Genomic DNA, 19,840 nt, shown 5'->3' on the forward strand with positions numbered 1-19,840 from the left:
CCCCCATCATGGCGCCACTGCTGCCACAGCCATAGGCCCTGACTGCCGCGACGCCATGCGCAAGCCCCCTGCTTACAACCCGGATCCGCACGCCCACCCGGGCCTGCATGCCATCGCCCTGTTCGAGGCGTTCAAGGGTGTGCTGGCGCTGGCCTCGGCCAGCGGGCTGGCACTGCTCGGCCCACAGCCGATCCGGCACTGGGTGCTCGAGCTCACCTGGCGCCTGCATCTGCATCCGGAACGCGGCCTGATCGCGCATTTTCTGGACACCATCAGCACCCATACCGTGCATCTGACCGCGCTGGTCCTGCTGGGCTATGCCACCTTGCGTTTCGTCGAAGCATGGGGCCTGTGGCGGGTGCGCGCGTGGGCCTCGTGGCTGGGCGTGGTCTCGGCGGCGCTGTATCTGCCACTGGACATCGGCGCGATCTACCAGCATCCAGGCTGGCTGTCGGCGCTGGTGCTGCTGATCAACCTGGTCGTGGTCTATGCCCTGGCGCGCGACCTGTTGCGCCGCCGTCGGCACTGACCTGGTTGCATCCCCGCGCGGTGCGCGCAATGCTGGCGGTGCCATTCCGGAGCCCGCCATGCGTCTTCTGCCTCTCGCGCTTTCCCTCGCCTGCCTGCTTGCCGCCTGCCAGCCCGCTTCGCGCCCCCCGAAGAAGGCCGCCGATGCAGTACCGCCGCAAACGGCTGCCGCTGCGCCGGCATTCGCGTTCGAGGAAGCCACCGTCGCCGATCTGCAGGCACGCATGGCGGCAGGCCAGCTGACCAGCCACGCGCTGGTGCAGGCCTACCTCGACCGGATCGCCGCCATCGACGCCGCAGGGCCGGCCCTGCGCGCCGTGATCGAACGCAACCCGGATGCCCTGAAAGAAGCCGATGCGCTGGACGCCGAGCGCAAGGCGGGCAAGGTGCGCGGGCCGCTGCACGGTATCCCGGTGCTGCTCAAGGACAACATCGACGCGGTGCCGATGGCCAACTCCGCCGGTTCGCTGGCGCTGGCCGAACATCACCCGAAGACCGATGCCTTCCTGGTCGCCCAACTGCGTGCGGCCGGCGCGGTGATCCTGGGCAAGACCAATCTGTCGGAATGGGCCAACTTCCGTTCCACCCGCTCCACCTCCGGCTGGAGTGGGCGCGGCGGCCAAACCCGGAATCCGTATGCGCTGGATCGCAACCCCTGCGGCTCCAGCGCCGGCACCGGCACCGCCATCGCCGCCAACCTGGCCACCGTCGGCATCGGCACCGAAACCGACGGCAGCATCATCTGCCCGTCTGCCGTGGCCGGGCTGGTCGGCCTCAAGCCCACCGTAGGCCTGGTCAGCCGCAGCGGCATCATTCCGATCTCGATCTCGCAGGACACCGCCGGCCCAATGACCCGCAGCGTGGCCGATGCGGCCGTGCTGTTGACTGCGATTGCCGCCGCCGACCCCAAAGACCCGGCCAGCGCGGAACGGCCAGCCTCCCTGCCGACCGACTACACCGCCTACCTCAAAGCCGATGCTCTCAAAGGCGCCCGCATCGGCGTCGTGCGCAAGCTGATGGGCTACCAGCCTGATACCGACGCCGCGATGGAACGCGCGATCGCAACCCTGAAAGCCGCCGGCGCCACCGTGGTCGATGCCGACATCCCCACCCTGGGGCAGTGGGATCAAGATGAACTGACCGTACTGCTCTATGAGTTCAAGGACGGTCTGAACCGTTATCTGGCCGACAGCCACGCCCCCTATTCCTCGCTCGCGGCGCTGATCGCGTTCAACAAGGCACATGCCGCGCAGGAGATGCCGTATTTCGGACAGGAGCTGTTCGAGCAGGCCCAGGCCAAGGGGCCGCTGACCGACCCGGCCTACCGCACCGCACGCGACCGGATCCGCCGCCTGGCCGGCCCCGAAGGCATCGACGCCGCGCTCAAGGCACAGCAGCTGGATGCGCTGGTCGCCCCTGCGATGTCCCCGGCGTGGCCGACCGACCCGATCAATGGCGACCATTTCATCGGCGCTGGCTACGGTGCCGCTGCGGTAGCGCGCTATCCCAGCCTCACCGTGCCGATGGGCGACGTGCACGGCCTGCCAGTCGGCATCGTGTTCATCGGCACCGCCTGGAGCGAACCGCGTCTGATCGCGCTGGGCTACGCCTTCGAGCAGGCCAGCAAGGCGCGCACACCACCGCGGTTTCTGCCCAGCGTGGTGCTGCCAGACGCCCGCTGACCCGGATCGCAATCAGCCGGCGATCGCGCCGCGCTTGCGCACGATCAGCATGGCGATTTCCAACGCCTGCTCATAGTTCAGCCGGGGATCGACCGTGGTGCGGTATGCACGCTGCAGATCGATCTCGGTCAACTCGCGCGCACCGCCCAGGCACTCGGTGACGTTTTCCCCGGTCAACTCCAGATGCACACCGCCCAGCCGTGTGCCGGCTGCTGCGTGCAGGTCGAAGGCCTGTTCGATCTCGTGACGAATGTTCTCGAAACGGCGGGTCTTGTAACCGTTATGGGTGGACTCGGTGTTGCCGTGCATCGGATCACAGATCCACAGCACCCGACGCCCAGCACGCCGCACCGCCTCCAACAGAGGCGGCAGACGCTCGGCAATCTGGCTGGCCCCCATGCGATGGATCAACGTCAGCCGGCCGGGTTCATCATCCGGATTGAGCACATCGATCAGCCGCAACAGCTGGTCTGCGGTCACCGACGGCCCGATTTTGACCGCCACCGGATTGCGGATGCCGCGGAAATACTCCACATGCGCCCCGTCCAGCGCTGCCGTGCGCATGCCGATCCAGGGGAAATGCGTGCTCAAGTTGAACCACCCGTCGGCACGCGGCACCTGCCGCGTCAGCGCCTCTTCGTAGGGAAGTAGCAGCGCCTCGTGCGAGGTGTAGAACTCCACCCGGTTCAGGCTCTGCATGGTGCGCCCGGCCAGCGTCTCCATGAAGCGCACGGCATCGCCGATGCTCTCCACCATCTTCTGGTATTCGGCCGCATGCGGGGATTGTTCAACCCAGCCCAGCCCCCAGTATTCGGGATGGTGCAGGTCGGCAAATCCGCCGTCGATCAGCGAACGCACGAAGTTCATGGTCATCGCCGAACGGGCGTGCGCTTTGATCATCCGCCGCGGATCAGGCACCCGCGCGGCTGCCGTGAACTCCGGGCCATTGACCATGTCGCCGCGATAGCTGGGCAAGGTCTGGCCATCACGGGTTTCGGTGTCCGCCGAGCGCGGCTTGGCGTATTGACCCGCAAAGCGGCCCACCCGCACCACCGGCACCTTCAGCCCGTGCACCAGCACCAGGCTCATCTGCAGTAACACCTTGAGCCGGTTGGTGATGACCCCGGCATTACAGTCGGCGAAGCTCTCGGCGCAATCGCCCCCTTGCAGAACGAACCGGCGCCCATCCTGGGCATCGGCCAGCTGTTGGCGAAGTGCCAGGATTTCGCGCGAGGTCACCAGCGGCGGCAGGGTGCGCAACTCGTCTTGCGCCGCAGCCAGCGCGGCCGCATCCGGGTAAACCGGCATCTGCACGGCGGGTTTACTGCGCCAGCTCGACGGCGCCCAGCTCTGCGCCGACGGCGCAGTCACGGGGGATGCAGGTACGGGCGCGCTGGACATAGATGACAAACGATCTGCAGCAATGGGGCTGTGCATCATCCCCTGCACCGCCCGCGGCTGCAACGGTCAACGCCGGAACATCGCGTTCTGGCGCGGCCGAAACCCCGCATACAGGGCGCCCACACCCAGACCGATGAACCACAGCAACGCCCACATCGGCATGGTCAGGCCGAGAAACTGCCAGTCGATGTTGGCGCAGTCACCGGTGGCCTGCAGCACCCGGCGCGCCGCGCCCAGCCAGGAATATTGCTCCACGATGAAGTTGATTCCTGGGCCACAACTAGGCAACGCGGGCGGATGCAACTGGACCCAGCTGTGACGCCCGGCATACGCCACGCCGGCCAACGCCGGCAGGCAGGCCAGCAGCGCCCAGGCCTTGCGTGCCCCAGGGCGACGGGGATCATGCAGCGCACCAGCCAGAAACACCAACCCCAGCGCCGCAAAGCACAGGCGCTGGAAGATGCAGAATGGGCACGGCTCGATGCCTAGCCTGAACTGCACGTACAGGGCATAGCCCAGCAACCCGGCACAACAGGCAAAACCGAACAGAAACTGGGTACGAAACGACCAGTGCAAGGGATTCATGCCGGATCCTTCAGAACGATGCCTGATTATGCGCCGTGCAAGGCCTACGAAAAAACCCCGGAGGGCCGGGGTTTTTCGCACAACACTCGGGGACGGGGATGGCCGGAAAACCGGATTACTCGGCCGCCTGCGGCTGCTGCGGGCGATCGACCAGCTCGACATACGCCATCGGCGCATTGTCACCCGCGCGGAAGCCGCACTTGAGGATGCGCAGGTAGCCACCCGGACGCTGCGCGTAGCGCGGCCCCAGCACGGTGAACAGGGTGCCCACCGCCTCCTTGTCACGCAGACGGGCAAACGCCAAGCGGCGGTTGGCCACGCCGTCGGTCTTGGCCAGCGTGATCAGCGGCTCGGCGACGCGGCGCAGCTCCTTGGCCTTGGGCAGGGTGGTGCGGATGATTTCGTGCTTGAACAGCGACGCCGCCATGTTCGAGAGCATCGCCTGACGGTGGGCGCTGGTGCGGTTGAACTTGCGGCCGGCTTTCTGGTGGCGCATGGCTTGGATTCCTGAAGATGAAGGTTGAAACGTTGAACTTCGCTGTCGCCTTCCCGGCGGTTTGCCCTGTCATGGGCAGATGGACTGCGGTTGGCCCTGACCGATCCTGTCCTTGGATCGGAGTGCCGCGGGGTGAGCCCGTCGGCGTTATTGCATGGATGAAAAAACGATGTCCGATGCGGGCGACCGCGCGCGGCCGCCCGCCACTAGGATCAGCCAAGCATGCCGTGGCTGGCACCGGCCGGCGGCCAGTTGTCCAGCTTGGTGCCCAGCGACAGCCCACGCTGCGCCAGCACTTCCTTGATCTCGGTCAGCGACTTCTTGCCGAGATTGGGGGTCTTGAGCAGCTCGACTTCGGTTTTCTGGATCAGATCACCGATGTAGTAGATGCTCTCGGCCTTCAGGCAGTTGGCAGAGCGCACGGTCAGCTCGAGGTCGTCGATCGGACGCAGCAGCATCGGATCGACACCACTGCTGGCCTGCTGCTTGCTGCCACGCTCGCGGTGGGTGAAGTCACCAAACACCGACAGCTGATCGGTCAGGATGTCGGCGGCGGTGCGCACCGCCTCCTCGGCATCAATGGTGCCGTTGGTCTCGATCTCCAGGATCAGCTTGTCCAGGTCGGTACGCTGCTCCACACGCGCCGCCTCGACCGAATAAGCCACCCGGCGCACCGGCGAGAACGATGCATCGAGCATCAGCCGGCCGATCGTGCGGTTGTCCTCGTCGGGCCGACGACGGGCAGCGGCTGGCTGGTAGCCAAAGCCGCGGTTGACCGTCAGACGCATGCTCAAGGCCACATCCTTGGTCAGGGTGGCGATGACATGGTCGGGATTGACGATCTCGACATTGTGGGTGGTCCTGATGTCGCCCGCAGTGACCACGCCGGGGCCCTGCTTCTTCAGCTCCAGGACATCGGAATCCCCGCTATGCAGGCGGATGGCGACGTCCTTGAGATTGAGCAGGACTTCCAGCACGTCTTCCTGCAGGCCCTCGACCGTGGTGTATTCGTGCAACACGCCATCGATCTCGACTTCGGTGATCGCAAAGCCAGGGATCGACGACAGCAACACGCGGCGCAGCGCGTTGCCGATGGTATGCCCGTAACCGCGCTCCAGCGGCTCGATCACAACCTTGGCGCGGGTATCGGTGATGCGCTCGATCTGCGGCGCGCGCGGGCGCAACACTTGGGTGGCGGTAACCGTCATTCGGGGAGTCTCCTGCGGGCCTGCGCAAGCGCAGGCCGGTGGCAATGGCTTACTTCGAGTACAGCTCGACGATCAGCGCTTCGTTGATGTCGCTGGGCAGATCGGCGCGATCCGGAACGGCCTTGAAGACGCCGGAGAACTTGCTGGCATCGACCTCGACCCAGGACGGCGACAGGTTCATCTGCTCAGCCAGCGTCAGCGCTTCCTTCACACGCAGCTGCTTCTGCGCCTTCTCGGACAGGGAGATCGCATCGCCCGCCTTGACCTGGTAGGACGGCAGATTGACCGGCTTGCCATTGACCAGCACGCCGCGGTGGCTGACCAGCTGGCGCGCCGCCGGGCGGGTGACCGCAAAGCCCATCCGGTAGACAACGTTGTCCAGACGGGTTTCCAGCAGCTGCAACAGGTTTTCACCGGTGTTGCCCTTCTGGTTCGAGGCCTTCTTGTAGTAGTTACGGAACTGACGCTCGAGCAGACCGTAGATGCGCTTGACCTTTTGCTTCTCGCGCAGCTGCATCGCATAGTCAGACAGCTTGCCCTTGCGGGCATTGGCGCCATGCTGGCCGGGCTTCTGCTCCAGCTTGCACTTGGAATCGAGTGCGCGCGCCGGCGACTTGAGCGACAGATCAACGCCCTCACGGCGGGCGAGCTTACAGGTGGGACCGATATAACGAGCCATGTTCTAGTGCTCCCGCGCGTCAGACACGACGCTTCTTCGGCGGACGGCACCCGTTGTGCGGGATCGGCGTCACGTCGATGATGTTGAGGATCTTGTAGCCGACGTTGTTCAACGAACGAACGGCGGATTCGCGGCCCGGACCCGGGCCCTTGATGCGGACTTCCAGCGCCTTCACGCCGTACTCCAACGCAGCCTTGCCGGCCTTTTCGGCGGCAACCTGTGCGGCGAACGGGGTGGACTTGCGGGAACCGCGGAAGCCCGAACCACCCGAGGTCGCCCACGCCAGCGCATTGCCCTGGCGGTCGGTGATGGTGACGATGGTGTTGTTGAAGGACGCGTGGACGTGGGCGATGCCGTCGGTGACGACTCGCTTGACCTTCTTCTTGGTCTTGTTGGCAGCAGCCGGCTTGGCCATGGTGTGGGTTCCTTACTTCTTGATGGCCTTGCGCGGGCCCTTACGGGTACGCGCGTTGGTACGGGTACGCTGGCCGCGCACAGGCAGGCCGCGGCGGTGACGCAGGCCGCGGTAGCAGCCCAGGTCCATCAGGCGCTTGATCGCCATGCCGACCTCACGGCGGAGGTCACCCTCAACCGTGTACTTGCCGACCTCGGCGCGCAGACGCTCGACTTCCGGCTCGGACAGGTCACGGATCTTGGTCGACGGATTGACGCCCGCCGCTTCACAGATCTGCTTGGAACGGGTACGGCCAATGCCGTAGATGCTTTGCAGCCCAACCCAGACATGCTTCTGGGCAGGCAGGTTGACACCTGCAATACGCGCCATGAGGCGATCTCCAATATACGCAATGCCACCGGGCCACCAGACCCGGCGTGGGAAACAATGGATTTTATCAGGATCCCGAGCCTTCAAGGAAGCCCAACCGCCCAAAGGCAGCCAGACCCGGCATGGGGAGTGTGCCCATGCTCCGGCGACGGCTCCGGGCTGGCAGCGCCCCACCTTACGGCGGGAACCTGCCCGCGCGCTACTCCGGCGCGCGGATCGGCCCGGAACCACCCCTGCGCGGGATCGCCGCAGGAGTCGCCCATGTGCCGGTTCGCGCAGATGTCGAACCGGCGGTTGTTCCATCGCCCCTGACGGGGCTTGGGGCACAGCCGCTTAACGCGGGGTGCGCCCCTTGAGGTTGGCCTTCTTCAGCAGACTTTCGTACTGGTGCGACATCAGGTGCGCCTGCACCTGGGCGATGAAGTCCATCACCACCACCACCACGATCAGCAGCGAAGTGCCACCAAAGTAAAACGAGGTTCCCAGCTTGGTGCGCATCAGCTCAGGCAACAGGCAGACCAGCACCAGATACAGCGCACCGACACCGGTGAGACGGGTCAGCACCCCGTCGATGTACTCAGCCGTCGCCTTACCCGGACGGATACCCGGAATCAGCGCGCCCGACTTCTTCAGGTTGTCCGCCGTTTCCTGCGAGTTGAACACCAGCGCGGTGTAGAAGAACGCAAAGCCAATGATCAGCGCCGCATACAGGATCATGTGCAGCGGCTCACCCGGCGACAACATCTGGCTGATCTTCTGCAGCCACACGGTGGCCGTGCTACCGGACTGGCCGAACCAGGTCGAAGCGGTGGCCGGGAACATAATGATCGACGACGCAAAGATCGGCGGGATCACGCCCGACATGTTGAGCTTGAGCGGCAGGAAGGACGTCTGGTTCTGATAGCCGCCGCGCCCCCCCATCCGCCGGGCATAGTTCACGGTGATGCGGCGCTGGCCGCTTTCCATGAACACCACAAACCAGGTCACCCCGAGCACGATCCCGAGAATCACGAACACCGTGATCCAGGACATCTCACCCGCATTGGCCTGTTGCAGGGTATGCAGGACGGCACCGGGGAGACCGGAAACGATACCGGCAAAAATGATCAGCGAGATACCGTTACCGATGCCACGCTCGGTCACCTGCTCACCCAGCCACATCAAGAACACGGTACCGGCGGTCAGCGCGACCACGGCGGTGAGCACGAAGCCAGGCCCCGGGTTGTACACCACCGGGATGCCGCTACCGGCCCCCTGATGCTGCAGCGCGATGGCAATACCAGCCGCCTGGAAGATCGCCAGGAAGACCGAGCCGATGCGCGAATACTGGGTGATCTTGCGCCGGCCGGACTCGCCTTCTTTCTGCAGCGCCTTGAGGTTGGGGAAGATCTGCACCATCAGCTGCATCACGATCGACGCCGAAATGTACGGCATCACGTTCAGCGCGAAGATGCTGAACCGGTGCAGGGCACCACCGGAGAACATGTTGAACATGTCCACGATGGTGCCTTTCTGCGACTCCATCAGCTGCAGCATGGCCTGCGGATTGACGCCAGGCACCGGGATGTAGCAGCCGATGCGATAGACGATCAATGCGCCAATGACGAACAGCAGGCGCGAGCGAAGCTCGGTGAACTTGCCCGCACCCAGCAGCCCGGCCATTGCATCCGCAGTACGTGCCATGCCGTGATTACTCCGCCAGGCTGCCGCCGGCAGCCTCGATCGCCGCCTTGGCGCCGGCGGTCGCCGCGATCCCCTTCAGCACGAAGGCCTTGGTGACGTTGCCCTTGGCCACGACCTTGGCGCGCTTGGCAGTCGAGGGCACCAACCCGGCCTCGCGCAACGCGGCAAACGTCACTTCGCCGGCCGGCAGGGTATCGAGCTTGTACAGCAACACCTCGACGGTGTCCTTGGCTTTGAGCGAGCGGAAGCCCACCTTGGGCAGGCGCCGCTGCATCGGCATCTGACCGCCCTCGAAACCGGGCTTGATCTTGCCCTTGCCGGCGCGGGCATAGGAACCCTTGTGACCGCGGCCACAGGTCTTGCCCAGGCCAGAGCCGATCCCGCGGCCGACCCGGGTCCGCTCACGACGGGCGCCGTCAGCGGGCTTGAGCGTGTTGAGCTTCATGTGATTACTCCTCCACCTGCACCAGATAGTGCAGCTGATTGATCAGGCCACGCACCTGCGGGCTGTCCTTCAGCTCGCGCACGCTACCCACCTTGCCCAGGCCCAACGCCTTCACCGACAGGCGATGACGTGCTTGCGTGCCACGCAGGCCCTTGACCAGGCGCACCTTGATGGTCTTGTCATTAGCCATTGACCAGATCCTCCACCTTCTTGCCGCGCTTGGCCGCGATCTGGGCCGGCGAACGCATCGCCTGCAGCCCCTTGACGGTGGCGCGAACCAGGTTGATCGGATTACGCGAGCCGACCGCCTTGGCCAGCACGTTCTTGACGCCCACCGCCTCGAGGACGGCGCGCATGGCACCACCGGCGATCACACCGGTACCCTCGGACGCAGGCTGCATGAACACACGCGCCGCACCGTGACCGGCCTTGACCGGATGGTAGAGGGTGCCGTTGTTGAGGTCGACCGTGATCATGTTGCGCCGGGCATATTCCATCGACTTCTGAATGGCGGTCGGCACTTCGCGCGCCTTGCCATACCCAAAGCCGACCCGGCCGGCACCATCACCCACCACCGTCAGTGCGGTGAAGGTGAACTGCCGACCACCCTTGACGGTCTTGCTGACGCGGTTGACCGCGACCAGCTTTTCGATCATGCCGTCATCGAATTCTTCGCGCTCGCGATTGCGATCACGCCCGCGGGGTTCGCGTTGTTCTGCCATGTCGATGTCTCGATTGTGTGTGGAAAATTTGCGGCGTTGCCGCTTGTCGTTGTGATATACCGCGGTTGAATTACCGGCCCCGCAACCGGAACCGGCACCCGGCGCCACTCGCGCCGGCGAGCCACATGGCAGGCCTTAGCCCGCCATGTCGATTAGAACTGCAGACCACCCTCGCGAGCCGCATCGGCCAATGCCTTGATGCGCCCGTGATAGCGATAGCCAGAGCGGTCGAACGCCACCTTCTCGATCCCGGCGGCCTTGGCACGCTCAGCGATCACACGGCCAACCCGGGCCGCAGCCTCGAGATTTTTGCAGCTCTTGAGGCCATCGCGGACGTCAGCCTGAACCGTGGACGCCGACACCAGAACCTTGGCGCCGTCGGCGGTAAACACCTGGGCGTACAGATGCTGACCGGTGCGCAGCACGGACAGACGGGGGACGCCGAGCTGGCGAATGCGCGCGCGGGTGGACTTGGCGCGACGCAGGCGGGCGATTTTCTTTTCCATTGGTTTCTCTCCGAAAGCTGAAGACGCTCGCTGACGCGGCGATTACGCCTTCTTGGCTTCCTTGCGGATGATGGTCTCGTCGGAATACTTCACACCCTTGCCCTTGTAGGGCTCCGGCGGGCGGTACCCGCGAATCTTGGCAGCCACCTCACCGACCAGCTGCTTGTCGACGCCAGACACGACGATCTCGGTCTGAGACGGGGTGGTGATGGTGATACCGGCCGGCGGCGTGAACAGGATCGGGTGCGAATACCCCAGCGACAGGTTCAGATCCTTGCCCTGCATCGACGCACGGTAACCGACGCCCACCAGCTCGAGCTTGCGCTCGAACCCAGTGCTGACGCCCTTGACCATGTTGGCCAGGATCGCACGCAGGGTACCCGTCATCGGCACCAGCGCAGGATCATTGGTGGAAAACTGGGCCTGGTCGTTCTCGATCTTGAGATTAATACCAGCCGGCTTGGCGATGCTCAGGGTGCCCTTGGGGCCCTTGACGTTGATCATTTCGCCCTGAACGGTAACTTCGACACCCTTGACCAGGGCGACGGGCTTCTTGGCAACTCGGGACATATTCGATTCTCCCTTACGCCACGACGCACAAGACCTCGCCGCCGACGCCCTGCTGGCGCGCCTGCGCATCGGTCATGATGCCCTTGGAGGTGGAAATGATGGCAATACCGAGCCCGCCGAGCACCTTCGGCAGAGCATCCTTGCCGCGATACTGGCGCAGACCAGAGCGCGAAACGCGCTGCAGCAACTCGATGACCGGCTTGCCCTGGTAGTACTTCAGCGCGATTTCCAGCTCGGCCTTGGCGCCGTTCTGGATCACACGCGCGTCCGCGATATAGCCTTCCTCCTTGAGGACGTTGGCAATCGCGACTTTGATCTTGGAGGACGGCATCTTCACCGTCGGCTTGCCAACCGCGGCCGCATTCTTGATGCGGACAAGCATGTCGGCGATGGGATCAGTCATGCTCATGGATTCACCTGATGAGTAGCACCGATATCCGCTTTCGCGAAAATCTGTCGGGTTGTCGACACCGTCTCCGGCATCTTGGATGGCAAAGCCCCGAAAGGGGCTTGACCGAACCGGCTCCACCATTCAAGCGGTGGAGCCGGTTAGTGTAGCAGACCGGAAGCGTCTGTGGGCAGAGGCTTACCAGCTGGCCTTGCGCAGACCAGGCACGTCACCGCGCATGGTGGCTTCGCGCAGCTTGTTGCGACCCAGCCCGAACTTGCTGTAAACCGCACGCGGGCGACCGGTCAGGACGCAGCGGGTGGTCTGCCGGCACGGCGAGGAGTCACGCGGCAGCTTCTGCAGCTTCACTGCTGCCGCCATCTTCTCCTCATAGGACGCATCCTGGCTGGAGATGATCTTCTTCAGCGCCTCACGCTTGGCAGCGTGTTGCTTGGCCAGCTTGGCACGCTTGGCCTCGCGATTGATCATGCAGGTCTTGGCCATGGTCGGTCCTTAGTTGCGGAACGGGAAGCGGAAGGCCTCAAGCAGGGCCTTGGCCTCGGCGTCGGTCTTGGCGGTGGTGGTGATGGCGATATCCATGCCACGGATCGCATCGACGGCGTCGAAGTCGATTTCCGGGAAGATGATCTGTTCCTTCACACCCATGTTGTAGTTGCCACGCCCGTCGAACGAACGGCCGGACACACCACGGAAGTCACGCACGCGCGGAAGCGCGATGTTGATCAGGCGGTCCAGGAATTCGTACATGTGGGCACGCCGCAGCGTCACCTTGCAGCCGATCGGCCAGCCATCACGGATCTTGAAGCTAGCCACCGAGATGCGCGACTTGGTGACCACCGGCTTCTGACCGGCGATCTTGGCCATGTCGGCGACGGCGTTTTCCAGCACCTTCTTGTTGGTGGCCGCCTCGCCCACACCCATGTTCAGGGTGATCTTGACGAGCCGGGGGACTTCCATCGGATTGGTGTAGCCGAACTGCTTCATCAGCTTCGGCACCACTTCTTCCTTGTAGAACTTCTCGAGTCGGGTGGTCATATCAGATGGCCTCGCCGCTGGAGCGGAACACGCGGATGCGCTTTCCATTCTCCAGCACCTTGGTGGCAACGCGTTCGCCCTTGCCCGTCGCCGGGTTGTAGAGCATCACGTTGGAAATGTGGATGGGCGCCTCACGCTCGATCACGCCGCCGGGCTGGCCGGCCTGCGGATTGGGCTTGACATGGCGCTTGACCAGGTTGAGGTTGGCAACGTACACACGGTCACCATCGACACGCAGCACTTCGCCCACCTGGCCCTTGATCTTCTTGTTGCCGGTGGTGACGATCACCTGATCGCCCTTGCGGATACGGTTCATGGGTCTCCTGCCTCCGCCTCAGAGCACTTCGGGTGCAAGCGAGACGATCTTCATGAACTTCTCGGAGCGCAGCTCACGGGTCACAGGCCCGAAGATGCGGGTGCCGATCGGCTCATGCTTGTTGTTCAGCAACACCGCGGCGTTGCTATCGAAACGAATCAGCGAGCCGTCCGGCCGGCGCACACCCTTACGGGTCCGCACCACCACGGCGTCGTAGACGTCGCCCTTCTTCACCTTGCCGCGCGGAATCGCATCCTTCACCGACACCTTGATGATGTCGCCGATGCCGGCATAGCGGCGCTTGGAACCGCCCAGCACCTTGATGCACATCAGTTCCTTGGCACCCGAGTTGTCGGCAACGTCGAGATAGCTCTGCATCTGGATCATGGCTCTCTCTCCTGCTTACTCGGCGGCGCGGGTGATGATTTCCACCACACGCCAGTTCTTGGTCTTGGACAGCGGCGCACACTCGGCAATGCGAACGAAATCGCCCTCATTGCAGGCGTTGTCGGCATCGTGGGCATGCAGCTTGGTCGAGCGCCGGATGTACTTGCCGTACAGCGGATGCTTGACCTGACGCTCAACGAGCACCGTCACGGTCTTGTCCATCTTGTTGCTGATCACGCGGCCTTCGACCGTATGCAGCTTCTTGGTTTGTTCGGTCATGACGCCCGTTCCTTACTTCATCTGGCCAAGCAGCGTGTTGACGCGAGCAATCTCGCGCCGCACCCGGCGAGGCTCATGGATCTTGGACGGAGGCAGCTGGCCGGTGGCCTTCTGCATGCGCAGCGCAAAGCGCTCCTTATGCAGTTCGGCCAGATGGGCCTTCAGTTCGTCCGCCGACTTCTGACGCAGTTGCTTGATGTCCATCAGCGCACCGTCCTGGTCACGAATTGAGTGGTGACCGAGAGCTTGGCAGCCGCCAGGCGGAACGCCTCGCGCGCCACCTCTTCGCTCACGCCCTCGATTTCATAAATCATCCGGCCGGGCTGCACCTCAGCCACCCAGTATTCGACGTTACCCTTACCAGCACCCATACGAACTTCGATGGGCTTCTTGGTAATCGGCTTGTCGGGGAACACGCGGATCCACATCTTGCCGCCACGCTTCACATAGCGGCTGATGGAACGACGTGCCGCCTCGATCTGGCGTGCCGTCAGACGGCCGTGGGAGGTTGCCCGCAGCCCATACTCGCCGAAGCTGACCGCGTTTCCGCTCCAGCTCAGGCCATCATTGCGTCCTTTTTGGACCTTGCGGTACTTGGTTCGCTTGGGTTGCAACATGGTTTACTCCCTCGCCTCGCTACGCTCGGCGCGTTCGCCACGATCACGCTCACGCCGCGGGCCGCGCGGACGTTCGCGGTCGCCACGCGGCGCCGGCGTATCGTCCTGCTTCTCCTGGCCCACCTGGGAGAAATCGAAGATCTCGCCCTTGTAGATCCAGACCTTGATGCCGATCACGCCGTAGGTCGTGTGGGCTTCGGCAAAGCCATAGTCGATGTCCGCACGCAGGGTATGCAGCGGCACGCGGCCTTCGCGATACCACTCGGAACGGGCGATTTCCGCCCCGTTCAAACGCCCGGCCACATTGACCTTGATGCCGAGCGCACCCAGGCGCATGGCATTGCCGACCGCACGCTTCATGGCGCGACGGAACATGATGCGACGCTCCAGCTGCTGGGCGATGGACTCGGCCACCAGCTGCGCATCGAGCTCCGGCTTGCGGACTTCGGTGACATTGATGTGCGCCGGCACACCGAGAATGTCGGAGACTTCCTTGCGCAGCTTCTCGATGTCCTCGCCACGCTTGCCGATCACCACGCCCGGACGCGCCGTGTGGATGGTGACGCGCGCATTATTGGCCGGACGCTCGATCAGGATCTTGCTGATCCCGGCCTGCGCCAGCTTCTTGCGCAATACGTCACGCACCTTGAGATCGCCAGCCAGGTATTCGGCGAACTGCTTCTTGCCGGCATACCACTTGGAGTTCCAGTCCTTGGCGATGCCAAGGCGGATGCCGATCGGATTGACTTTGTGACCCATGATTAGTTGCCCTCGCCCACGACCACGGTGATGTGGCTGGTGCGCTTGGTGATGCGCGTGCCACGACCCTTCGCACGCGCCATGAAGCGCTTCAGCGTGGGACCTTCATCGACCATGATGGCCTTGACCTTCAACGCGTCCGCATCGGCACCGTTGTTGTTCTCGGCATTGGACGCCGCCGAGTACACGACCTTGTAGATCATGCCGGCAGCCTTCTTGTCGGAGAACTTGAGCAGATCAAGCGCGCGCGCCACAGGCAGACCACGCACCTGGTCGGCAACCAACCGGGCTTTCTGCGGGGAGATGCGCGCGGTGCGCAGGATTGCTTTCGCTTCCATCGTCATCTCCTTACTTCGACTTCTTGTCGCCGCCATGACCCTTGAACGTACGGGTCAGGGCGAACTCGCCAAGCTTGTGGCCGACCATGTTTTCGTTGATCAGCACGGGGATGTGGTTCTTGCCGTTATGAACGGCAATGGTGAGACCAATCATTTCCGGCAGAATCGTGGAGCGGCGCGACCAGGTCTTGATCGGCTTCTTGCTGCTACCCGCAGCCTCCACCTTCTTCTGCAGGTGATGGTCGATAAACGGACCTTTCTTGAGTGAACGTGCCATTGCCGATTAGCTCCTGCGGTCGCGCACAATGAACTGCTGGGTGCGCTTGTTCTTGCGGGTCTTGTAACCCTTGGTGGGCACGCCCCACGGCGATACCGGGTGCGGATTACCCTGGCCGGCACGGCCTTCACCACCACCGTGCGGGTGATCGACCGGGTTCATCGCCGCACCGCGCACAGTCGGGCGCACGCCACGCCAGCGCTTCGCACCGGCCTTGCCGAGCTTCTCCAGACCATGCTCGTCGTTGCCGACCTCACCGATGGTGGCGCGGCACTCGGCCGGCACCTTGCGCATCTCGCCAGAGCGCAGGCGCAGGGTGGCATAGACACCCTCGCGAGCGACCAGCTGCACGCCGGCACCGGCGGCACGAGCGAGCTGAGCACCCTTGCCGGGCTTCATCTCGACGCAATGCACGGTGGAACCGACCGGGATATTGCGCAGCGGCAGGGTGTTACCCGGCTTGATCGGCACATCGCGACCCGACATCACCTGATCGCCCGCCTTCAGCCCCTTGGGGGCGATGATGTAGCGACGCTCACCATCGGCGTAGCACAGCAACGCAATGTGGGCAGTGCGGTTGGGATCGTATTCAATGCGCTCGACACGGGCGGGAATCCCTTCCTTGTCGCGCTTGAAATCAATGATGCGGTAGTGGTGCTTGTGCCCGCCACCGATGTGGCGGGTGGTAATGCGACCGTGATGGTTACGACCACCGGTCTTGGACTTCTTTTCCACCAACGGCGCATACGGCGCACCCTTGTGGAGATCGGGCGTCACCACGCGGACCATCGCACGACGGCCAGCGGAGGTGGGCTTGAATGTCATCAGTGCCATGGATGTGCTCCTTAGGCCGAAACGGTCATGACGTCGATCGACTGGCCTTCAGCCAGGGTGACGTAGGCCTTGCGCCAGTCGCCGCGACGGCCCTGACGGTAACGGAAGGACTTACGCTTGCCCTTCACATTGACCACGTTCACCGCCTCCACCTTGACGTCGAAGAGCTTCTCGACCGCGGCCTTGACGTCGGCCTTGGTGGCAGTCTTGGCGACCTCGAAGACGTACTGGTTGGACACTTCCTGCAGACGCGCTGTCTTTTCGGAAACGCGCGGCGCACGAATCACTTCATACAGATTGGCGCTCATGCCAGCCACTCCTCGATCTTCTTCACCGCTTCGGTCGTCACCACCACGGTGTCGGCGCTCACCAGCGAGACCGGATCCAGACCCTGGACGTCACGCACCTGCACGTAAGGCAGATTGCGCGCAGACAGATACAGGTTGTCGGACGCCTGCTCGGTGACGATCAGCGGACGGGTGCCCACCTTCAGCTCGGCCAGCTTGGTCAGCAGACCCTTGGTCTTGGGCGCCTCGACATCGAACGCCTCAACCACGGTAATGCGACCCTGACGGTTCAGCTCGGACAGGATGGCCGCCATCGCCGCGCGATACATCTTGCGGTTGACCTTCTGCGCAAAACTGCGCGGCTTGGCCGCAAACGTGACACCGCCGCCAACGAAGATCGGCGCGGTCAATGCACCGTGACGAGCACCGCCACCCTTCTGCCGCTTGGACTTCTTGGTGGTGCCGTGCACTTCCGAACGAGACTTCTGCGCCTTGGTGCCAGCGCGCGCCGCATTGCGGTACGCCACCACGACCTGATGCACGAGATCCTCGTTGAACGCGCGCCCGAACACCGCCTCAGAGACGGCCAGCGTGCCGCCATTATTGACATTCAGCTCCATGTTCAGACTCCCTTGCTGGTCGGGCGCACGATCACATCGCCACCCGGCGCACCAGGAACGGCGCCACGCACCGCGATCAGACCGCGCTCGGCATCCACCTTGACCACCTGCAGACCCTGGGTGGTCTGGGTGACATGCCCCATGTGCCCCGCCATCTTCTTACCCGGGAACACACGACCCGGGGTCTGACGCTGACCGATCGAACCCGGCGCACGATGCGACAGCGAGTTACCGTGCGAGGCATCACCCATGGTGAAGTTCCAGCGCTTGATCGTGCCCTGGAAGCCCTTACCCTTGGTAACACCCTGGACGTCGACACGCTGACCAACCTGGAAAATGTCAGCCTTGATTTCGCCACCCACTTCGAAACCGGCAATCTGATCCGGCTCGACACGCAGCTCCCACAGGCCACGCCCCGGCTCCACCTTGGCCTTGGCCAAGTGCCCCGCCTCGGGCTTGGTCAGCAGGCTGGCCCGACGGACCCCGGCCGTGACCTGGACCGCGCAATAACCATCGGTTTCCAGCGTCTTGATCTGGGTGATGCGGTTCGGCGTCGCCTCGATCAGGGTGACCGGCACCGACTTACCATCCTCGGTGAACATACGGCTCATGCCGGCCTTGCGACCGACGATGCCGAGCGAATACTTCTTCGCGCTCATCTGCGGCCCCCTCAGGTCAACTTGATCTGCACATCGACACCCGCCGCGAGCTCGAGCTTCATCAGCGCGTCCACGGTCTTGTCATTGGGGTCGACGATGTCGAGCACGCGCTTGTGCGTGCGGGTTTCGTACTGGTCGCGCGCGTCTTTGTTGACGTGCGGCGACACCAGCACGGTGTAACGCTCGATCTTGGTCGGCAGCGGGATCGGGCCACGCACTTGCGCGCCGGTCCGCTTGGCCGTCTCGACGATCTCGCTGGCCGAACGGTCGATCAGACGATGATCGAACGCCTTCAGCCGGATGCGAATCTTCTGGTCCGCCATGGGAGGAATGCCTCGTATCAAAAGAGCGACAGGCGTGACGGCAACGTATGCGCCACACCCCGTGAGTACCACCGTGATTGGGTTCTATATCTGCGCGCCCGCCAGGTCTTCCCCGCGAAGCAGCCCGCCGGACCAGGTTTGCATGAACGCGCCGAAAGACCCCGCCGATATGCGCCGGACAACTTCCGGTGCGGACGAGGCCTTGCCACGCGACATCTCCCTGTCTGGCGAACACGAGGCACATCCTGCACCTCATTTCGCATCCCAACCGCAACCCAAATGCGGAAGGGTCTTACATTGTAATCAGCTCACTGACGCTGGCGCAAGCCCGAAGCGAAAAAAACTTCAAAGCCTGGGACCATCAAGGGCTGCCGAAAGGGAACACCCTTCCGGCAGCCCGTCTACCAGGAACGACTTACTTCAGGATCTTCGACACCACGCCGGCGCCGACGGTGCGGCCACCCTCGCGGATCGCAAACCGCAGACCCTCTTCCATCGCGATCGGCGCAATCAGCGTGACCACCATCTTCACGTTGTCGCCCGGCATCACCATCTCCACGCCTTCCGGCAGCGTGATCGAACCCGTCACGTCCGTCGTACGGAAGTAGAACTGCGGACGATACCCCTTGAAGAACGGCGTGTGACGACCGCCCTCTTCCTTCGACAGCACGTACACTTCCGCCTCAAACTCGGTGTGCGGCGTGATCGTGCCCGGCTTCGCCAGCACCTGACCACGCTCCACCTCGTCACGCTTGGTGCCGCGCAGCAGCAGACCCGCGTTGTCGCCCGCCTGACCCTGATCCAGCAGCTTGCGGAACATCTCCACGCCGGTCACCGTCGTCTTCTGGGTCGGACGGATGCCCACGATCTCCACTTCGTCGCCCACCTTGATGGTGCCGCGCTCAATACGGCCCGTCACCACCGTGCCGCGACCCGAGATCGAGAACACGTCTTCCACCGGCATCAGGAACGGCTTGTCAATCGCACGCTGCGGCTCCGGAATGTAGGTGTCCAGCGCGTCCACCAGCTTGATGATCGCCGGCACACCAATCTCCGACTGGTCGCCTTCCAGCGCCTTCAGCGCCGAACCCTTGATGATCGGCGTGTCGTCACCCGGGAAGTCGTACTTGGAGAGCAGGTCGCGAACCTCCATCTCCACCAGCTCCAGCAGCTCGGCGTCGTCCACCATGTCCGCCTTGTTCAGGAACACCACGATGTACGGCACACCCACCTGACGGGCCAGCAGAATGTGCTCGCGCGTCTGCGGCATCGGGCCGTCCGCCGCCGACACCACCAGAATCGCACCGTCCATCTGCGCCGCACCCGTGATCATGTTCTTCACGTAGTCAGCGTGCCCAGGGCAGTCCACGTGCGCATAGTGACGGGTCGGCGACTCGTACTCCACGTGCGC

32 protein-coding genes are annotated in these 19,840 nt (G+C 63.8%); 2 read left to right on the forward strand and 30 right to left on the reverse strand.

What is annotated here, in order from left to right:
• Positions 1–55: 55 nt before the first annotated feature.
• Both BUA29_RS04040 and BUA29_RS04045 read left to right on the forward strand, forming a co-directional pair.
• Complete coding sequence (locus tag BUA29_RS04040; RefSeq protein ID WP_072755342.1) at positions 56–529, forward strand: DUF2127 domain-containing protein; 474 nt, start codon at positions 56–58, stop codon at positions 527–529.
• 58 nt (positions 530–587) lie between these two features.
• Positions 588–2,210, forward strand: a complete 1,623-nt coding sequence (locus BUA29_RS04045; RefSeq protein ID WP_072755380.1) for an amidase — start codon at positions 588–590, stop codon at positions 2,208–2,210.
• Positions 2,211–2,222: 12 nt separating this feature from the next.
• On the opposite strand, the gene BUA29_RS04050 is transcribed toward BUA29_RS04045, so the two are convergent.
• From BUA29_RS04050 to tuf, 30 genes are all read right to left on the reverse strand, one after another.
• Positions 2,223–3,611: a class II 3-deoxy-7-phosphoheptulonate synthase gene (locus BUA29_RS04050; RefSeq protein WP_072755343.1), complete on the reverse strand. Its 1,389-nt coding sequence runs from the start codon at positions 3,609–3,611 to the stop codon at positions 2,223–2,225.
• Between the two features lie 66 nt (positions 3,612–3,677).
• Positions 3,678–4,196, reverse strand: a complete 519-nt coding sequence (locus BUA29_RS04055) for a disulfide bond formation protein B (RefSeq protein ID WP_072755344.1) — start codon at positions 4,194–4,196, stop codon at positions 3,678–3,680.
• Positions 4,197–4,311: 115 nt separating this feature from the next.
• A complete protein-coding gene (gene rplQ / locus BUA29_RS04060; RefSeq protein ID WP_072755345.1) occupies positions 4,312–4,692 on the reverse strand; it encodes a 50S ribosomal protein L17 in 381 nt (126 codons plus the stop codon).
• Positions 4,693–4,904: 212 nt separating this feature from the next.
• Positions 4,905–5,900 carry a DNA-directed RNA polymerase subunit alpha gene (locus tag BUA29_RS04065; protein WP_072755346.1) on the reverse strand — a complete coding sequence of 332 codons (996 nt, stop codon included), beginning with the start codon at positions 5,898–5,900 and terminating at the stop codon, positions 4,905–4,907.
• Positions 5,901–5,949: 49 nt separating this feature from the next.
• Positions 5,950–6,579 carry a 30S ribosomal protein S4 gene (gene rpsD / locus BUA29_RS04070; RefSeq protein ID WP_072755347.1) on the reverse strand — a complete coding sequence of 210 codons (630 nt, stop codon included), beginning with the start codon at positions 6,577–6,579 and terminating at the stop codon, positions 5,950–5,952.
• 19 nt (positions 6,580–6,598) lie between these two features.
• On the reverse strand, positions 6,599–6,994 hold the full coding sequence (gene rpsK / locus BUA29_RS04075; protein WP_072755348.1) for a 30S ribosomal protein S11: 396 nt from the start codon (positions 6,992–6,994) through the stop codon (positions 6,599–6,601).
• Between the two features lie 12 nt (positions 6,995–7,006).
• Positions 7,007–7,363, reverse strand: a complete 357-nt coding sequence (rpsM, locus tag BUA29_RS04080; RefSeq protein ID WP_072755349.1) for a 30S ribosomal protein S13 — start codon at positions 7,361–7,363, stop codon at positions 7,007–7,009.
• Positions 7,364–7,696: 333 nt separating this feature from the next.
• Complete coding sequence (gene secY, locus BUA29_RS04085; RefSeq protein WP_084602337.1) at positions 7,697–9,025, reverse strand: preprotein translocase subunit SecY; 1,329 nt, start codon at positions 9,023–9,025, stop codon at positions 7,697–7,699.
• A gap of 28 nt (positions 9,026–9,053) precedes the next feature.
• Complete coding sequence (gene rplO, locus BUA29_RS04090) at positions 9,054–9,491, reverse strand: 50S ribosomal protein L15 (RefSeq protein WP_072755351.1); 438 nt, start codon at positions 9,489–9,491, stop codon at positions 9,054–9,056.
• A 4-nt stretch (positions 9,492–9,495) separates the two neighbouring features.
• Positions 9,496–9,681 (reverse strand): 50S ribosomal protein L30, encoded by a 186-nt coding sequence (gene rpmD, locus BUA29_RS04095; protein ID WP_072755352.1) that lies wholly within the window; start codon positions 9,679–9,681, stop codon positions 9,496–9,498.
• Positions 9,674–10,213: a 30S ribosomal protein S5 gene (gene rpsE, locus BUA29_RS04100; protein ID WP_072755353.1), complete on the reverse strand. Its 540-nt coding sequence runs from the start codon at positions 10,211–10,213 to the stop codon at positions 9,674–9,676. Before rpsE ends, rpmD begins: the two co-directional genes overlap by 8 nt.
• Before the next feature lie 152 nt (positions 10,214–10,365).
• A complete protein-coding gene (gene rplR / locus BUA29_RS04105; protein WP_072755354.1) occupies positions 10,366–10,719 on the reverse strand; it encodes a 50S ribosomal protein L18 in 354 nt (117 codons plus the stop codon).
• A gap of 42 nt (positions 10,720–10,761) precedes the next feature.
• Positions 10,762–11,289, reverse strand: a complete 528-nt coding sequence (gene rplF / locus BUA29_RS04110) for a 50S ribosomal protein L6 (RefSeq protein ID WP_072755355.1) — start codon at positions 11,287–11,289, stop codon at positions 10,762–10,764.
• Positions 11,290–11,302: 13 nt separating this feature from the next.
• Positions 11,303–11,698 (reverse strand): 30S ribosomal protein S8, encoded by a 396-nt coding sequence (gene rpsH, locus BUA29_RS04115; protein ID WP_072755356.1) that lies wholly within the window; start codon positions 11,696–11,698, stop codon positions 11,303–11,305.
• Between the two features lie 177 nt (positions 11,699–11,875).
• Positions 11,876–12,181, reverse strand: a complete 306-nt coding sequence (gene rpsN / locus BUA29_RS04120) for a 30S ribosomal protein S14 (RefSeq protein ID WP_072755357.1) — start codon at positions 12,179–12,181, stop codon at positions 11,876–11,878.
• A gap of 9 nt (positions 12,182–12,190) precedes the next feature.
• Complete coding sequence (gene rplE, locus BUA29_RS04125; RefSeq protein WP_072755358.1) at positions 12,191–12,733, reverse strand: 50S ribosomal protein L5; 543 nt, start codon at positions 12,731–12,733, stop codon at positions 12,191–12,193.
• 1 nt (position 12,734) lies between these two features.
• On the reverse strand, positions 12,735–13,049 hold the full coding sequence (gene rplX, locus BUA29_RS04130; RefSeq protein ID WP_072755359.1) for a 50S ribosomal protein L24: 315 nt from the start codon (positions 13,047–13,049) through the stop codon (positions 12,735–12,737).
• Between the two features lie 18 nt (positions 13,050–13,067).
• A complete protein-coding gene (gene rplN, locus BUA29_RS04135) occupies positions 13,068–13,436 on the reverse strand; it encodes a 50S ribosomal protein L14 (RefSeq protein ID WP_072755360.1) in 369 nt (122 codons plus the stop codon).
• Between the two features lie 15 nt (positions 13,437–13,451).
• Entirely contained in the window at positions 13,452–13,715 is a 264-nt protein-coding gene (gene rpsQ / locus BUA29_RS04140; RefSeq protein ID WP_072755361.1) for a 30S ribosomal protein S17, read from the reverse strand.
• 12 nt (positions 13,716–13,727) lie between these two features.
• A complete protein-coding gene (gene rpmC, locus BUA29_RS04145) occupies positions 13,728–13,919 on the reverse strand; it encodes a 50S ribosomal protein L29 (RefSeq protein WP_072755362.1) in 192 nt (63 codons plus the stop codon).
• Positions 13,919–14,332 (reverse strand): 50S ribosomal protein L16, encoded by a 414-nt coding sequence (rplP, locus tag BUA29_RS04150; protein ID WP_072755363.1) that lies wholly within the window; start codon positions 14,330–14,332, stop codon positions 13,919–13,921. Before rplP ends, rpmC begins: the two co-directional genes overlap by 1 nt.
• Positions 14,333–14,335: 3 nt before the next feature.
• On the reverse strand, positions 14,336–15,091 hold the full coding sequence (gene rpsC / locus BUA29_RS04155; protein ID WP_072755364.1) for a 30S ribosomal protein S3: 756 nt from the start codon (positions 15,089–15,091) through the stop codon (positions 14,336–14,338).
• A 2-nt stretch (positions 15,092–15,093) separates the two neighbouring features.
• Positions 15,094–15,429: a 50S ribosomal protein L22 gene (gene rplV / locus BUA29_RS04160; RefSeq protein ID WP_143148797.1), complete on the reverse strand. Its 336-nt coding sequence runs from the start codon at positions 15,427–15,429 to the stop codon at positions 15,094–15,096.
• A gap of 10 nt (positions 15,430–15,439) precedes the next feature.
• A complete protein-coding gene (gene rpsS, locus BUA29_RS04165; RefSeq protein ID WP_072755366.1) occupies positions 15,440–15,706 on the reverse strand; it encodes a 30S ribosomal protein S19 in 267 nt (88 codons plus the stop codon).
• 6 nt (positions 15,707–15,712) lie between these two features.
• Positions 15,713–16,540 (reverse strand): 50S ribosomal protein L2, encoded by an 828-nt coding sequence (gene rplB, locus BUA29_RS04170; RefSeq protein WP_072755367.1) that lies wholly within the window; start codon positions 16,538–16,540, stop codon positions 15,713–15,715.
• An 11-nt stretch (positions 16,541–16,551) separates the two neighbouring features.
• A complete protein-coding gene (gene rplW, locus BUA29_RS04175; protein WP_072755368.1) occupies positions 16,552–16,848 on the reverse strand; it encodes a 50S ribosomal protein L23 in 297 nt (98 codons plus the stop codon).
• The gene (rplD, locus tag BUA29_RS04180; RefSeq protein WP_072755369.1) at positions 16,845–17,447 is read right to left on the reverse strand and encodes a 50S ribosomal protein L4; all 603 of its coding nucleotides are present in this window, start codon (positions 17,445–17,447) and stop codon (positions 16,845–16,847) included. Before rplD ends, rplW begins: the two co-directional genes overlap by 4 nt.
• A 2-nt stretch (positions 17,448–17,449) precedes the next feature.
• Positions 17,450–18,106, reverse strand: a complete 657-nt coding sequence (gene rplC / locus BUA29_RS04185; protein WP_072755370.1) for a 50S ribosomal protein L3 — start codon at positions 18,104–18,106, stop codon at positions 17,450–17,452.
• 11 nt (positions 18,107–18,117) lie between these two features.
• Positions 18,118–18,429 (reverse strand): 30S ribosomal protein S10, encoded by a 312-nt coding sequence (rpsJ, locus tag BUA29_RS04190; protein ID WP_072755371.1) that lies wholly within the window; start codon positions 18,427–18,429, stop codon positions 18,118–18,120.
• Between the two features lie 415 nt (positions 18,430–18,844).
• The coding region (tuf, locus tag BUA29_RS04195; protein WP_143148798.1) for an elongation factor Tu at positions 18,845–19,840 on the reverse strand (996 nt) is incomplete at its 5' end.

The organism is Thermomonas hydrothermalis (genome assembly GCF_900129205.1).
GTDB classification, from domain to species: domain Bacteria; phylum Pseudomonadota; class Gammaproteobacteria; order Xanthomonadales; family Xanthomonadaceae; genus Thermomonas; species Thermomonas hydrothermalis.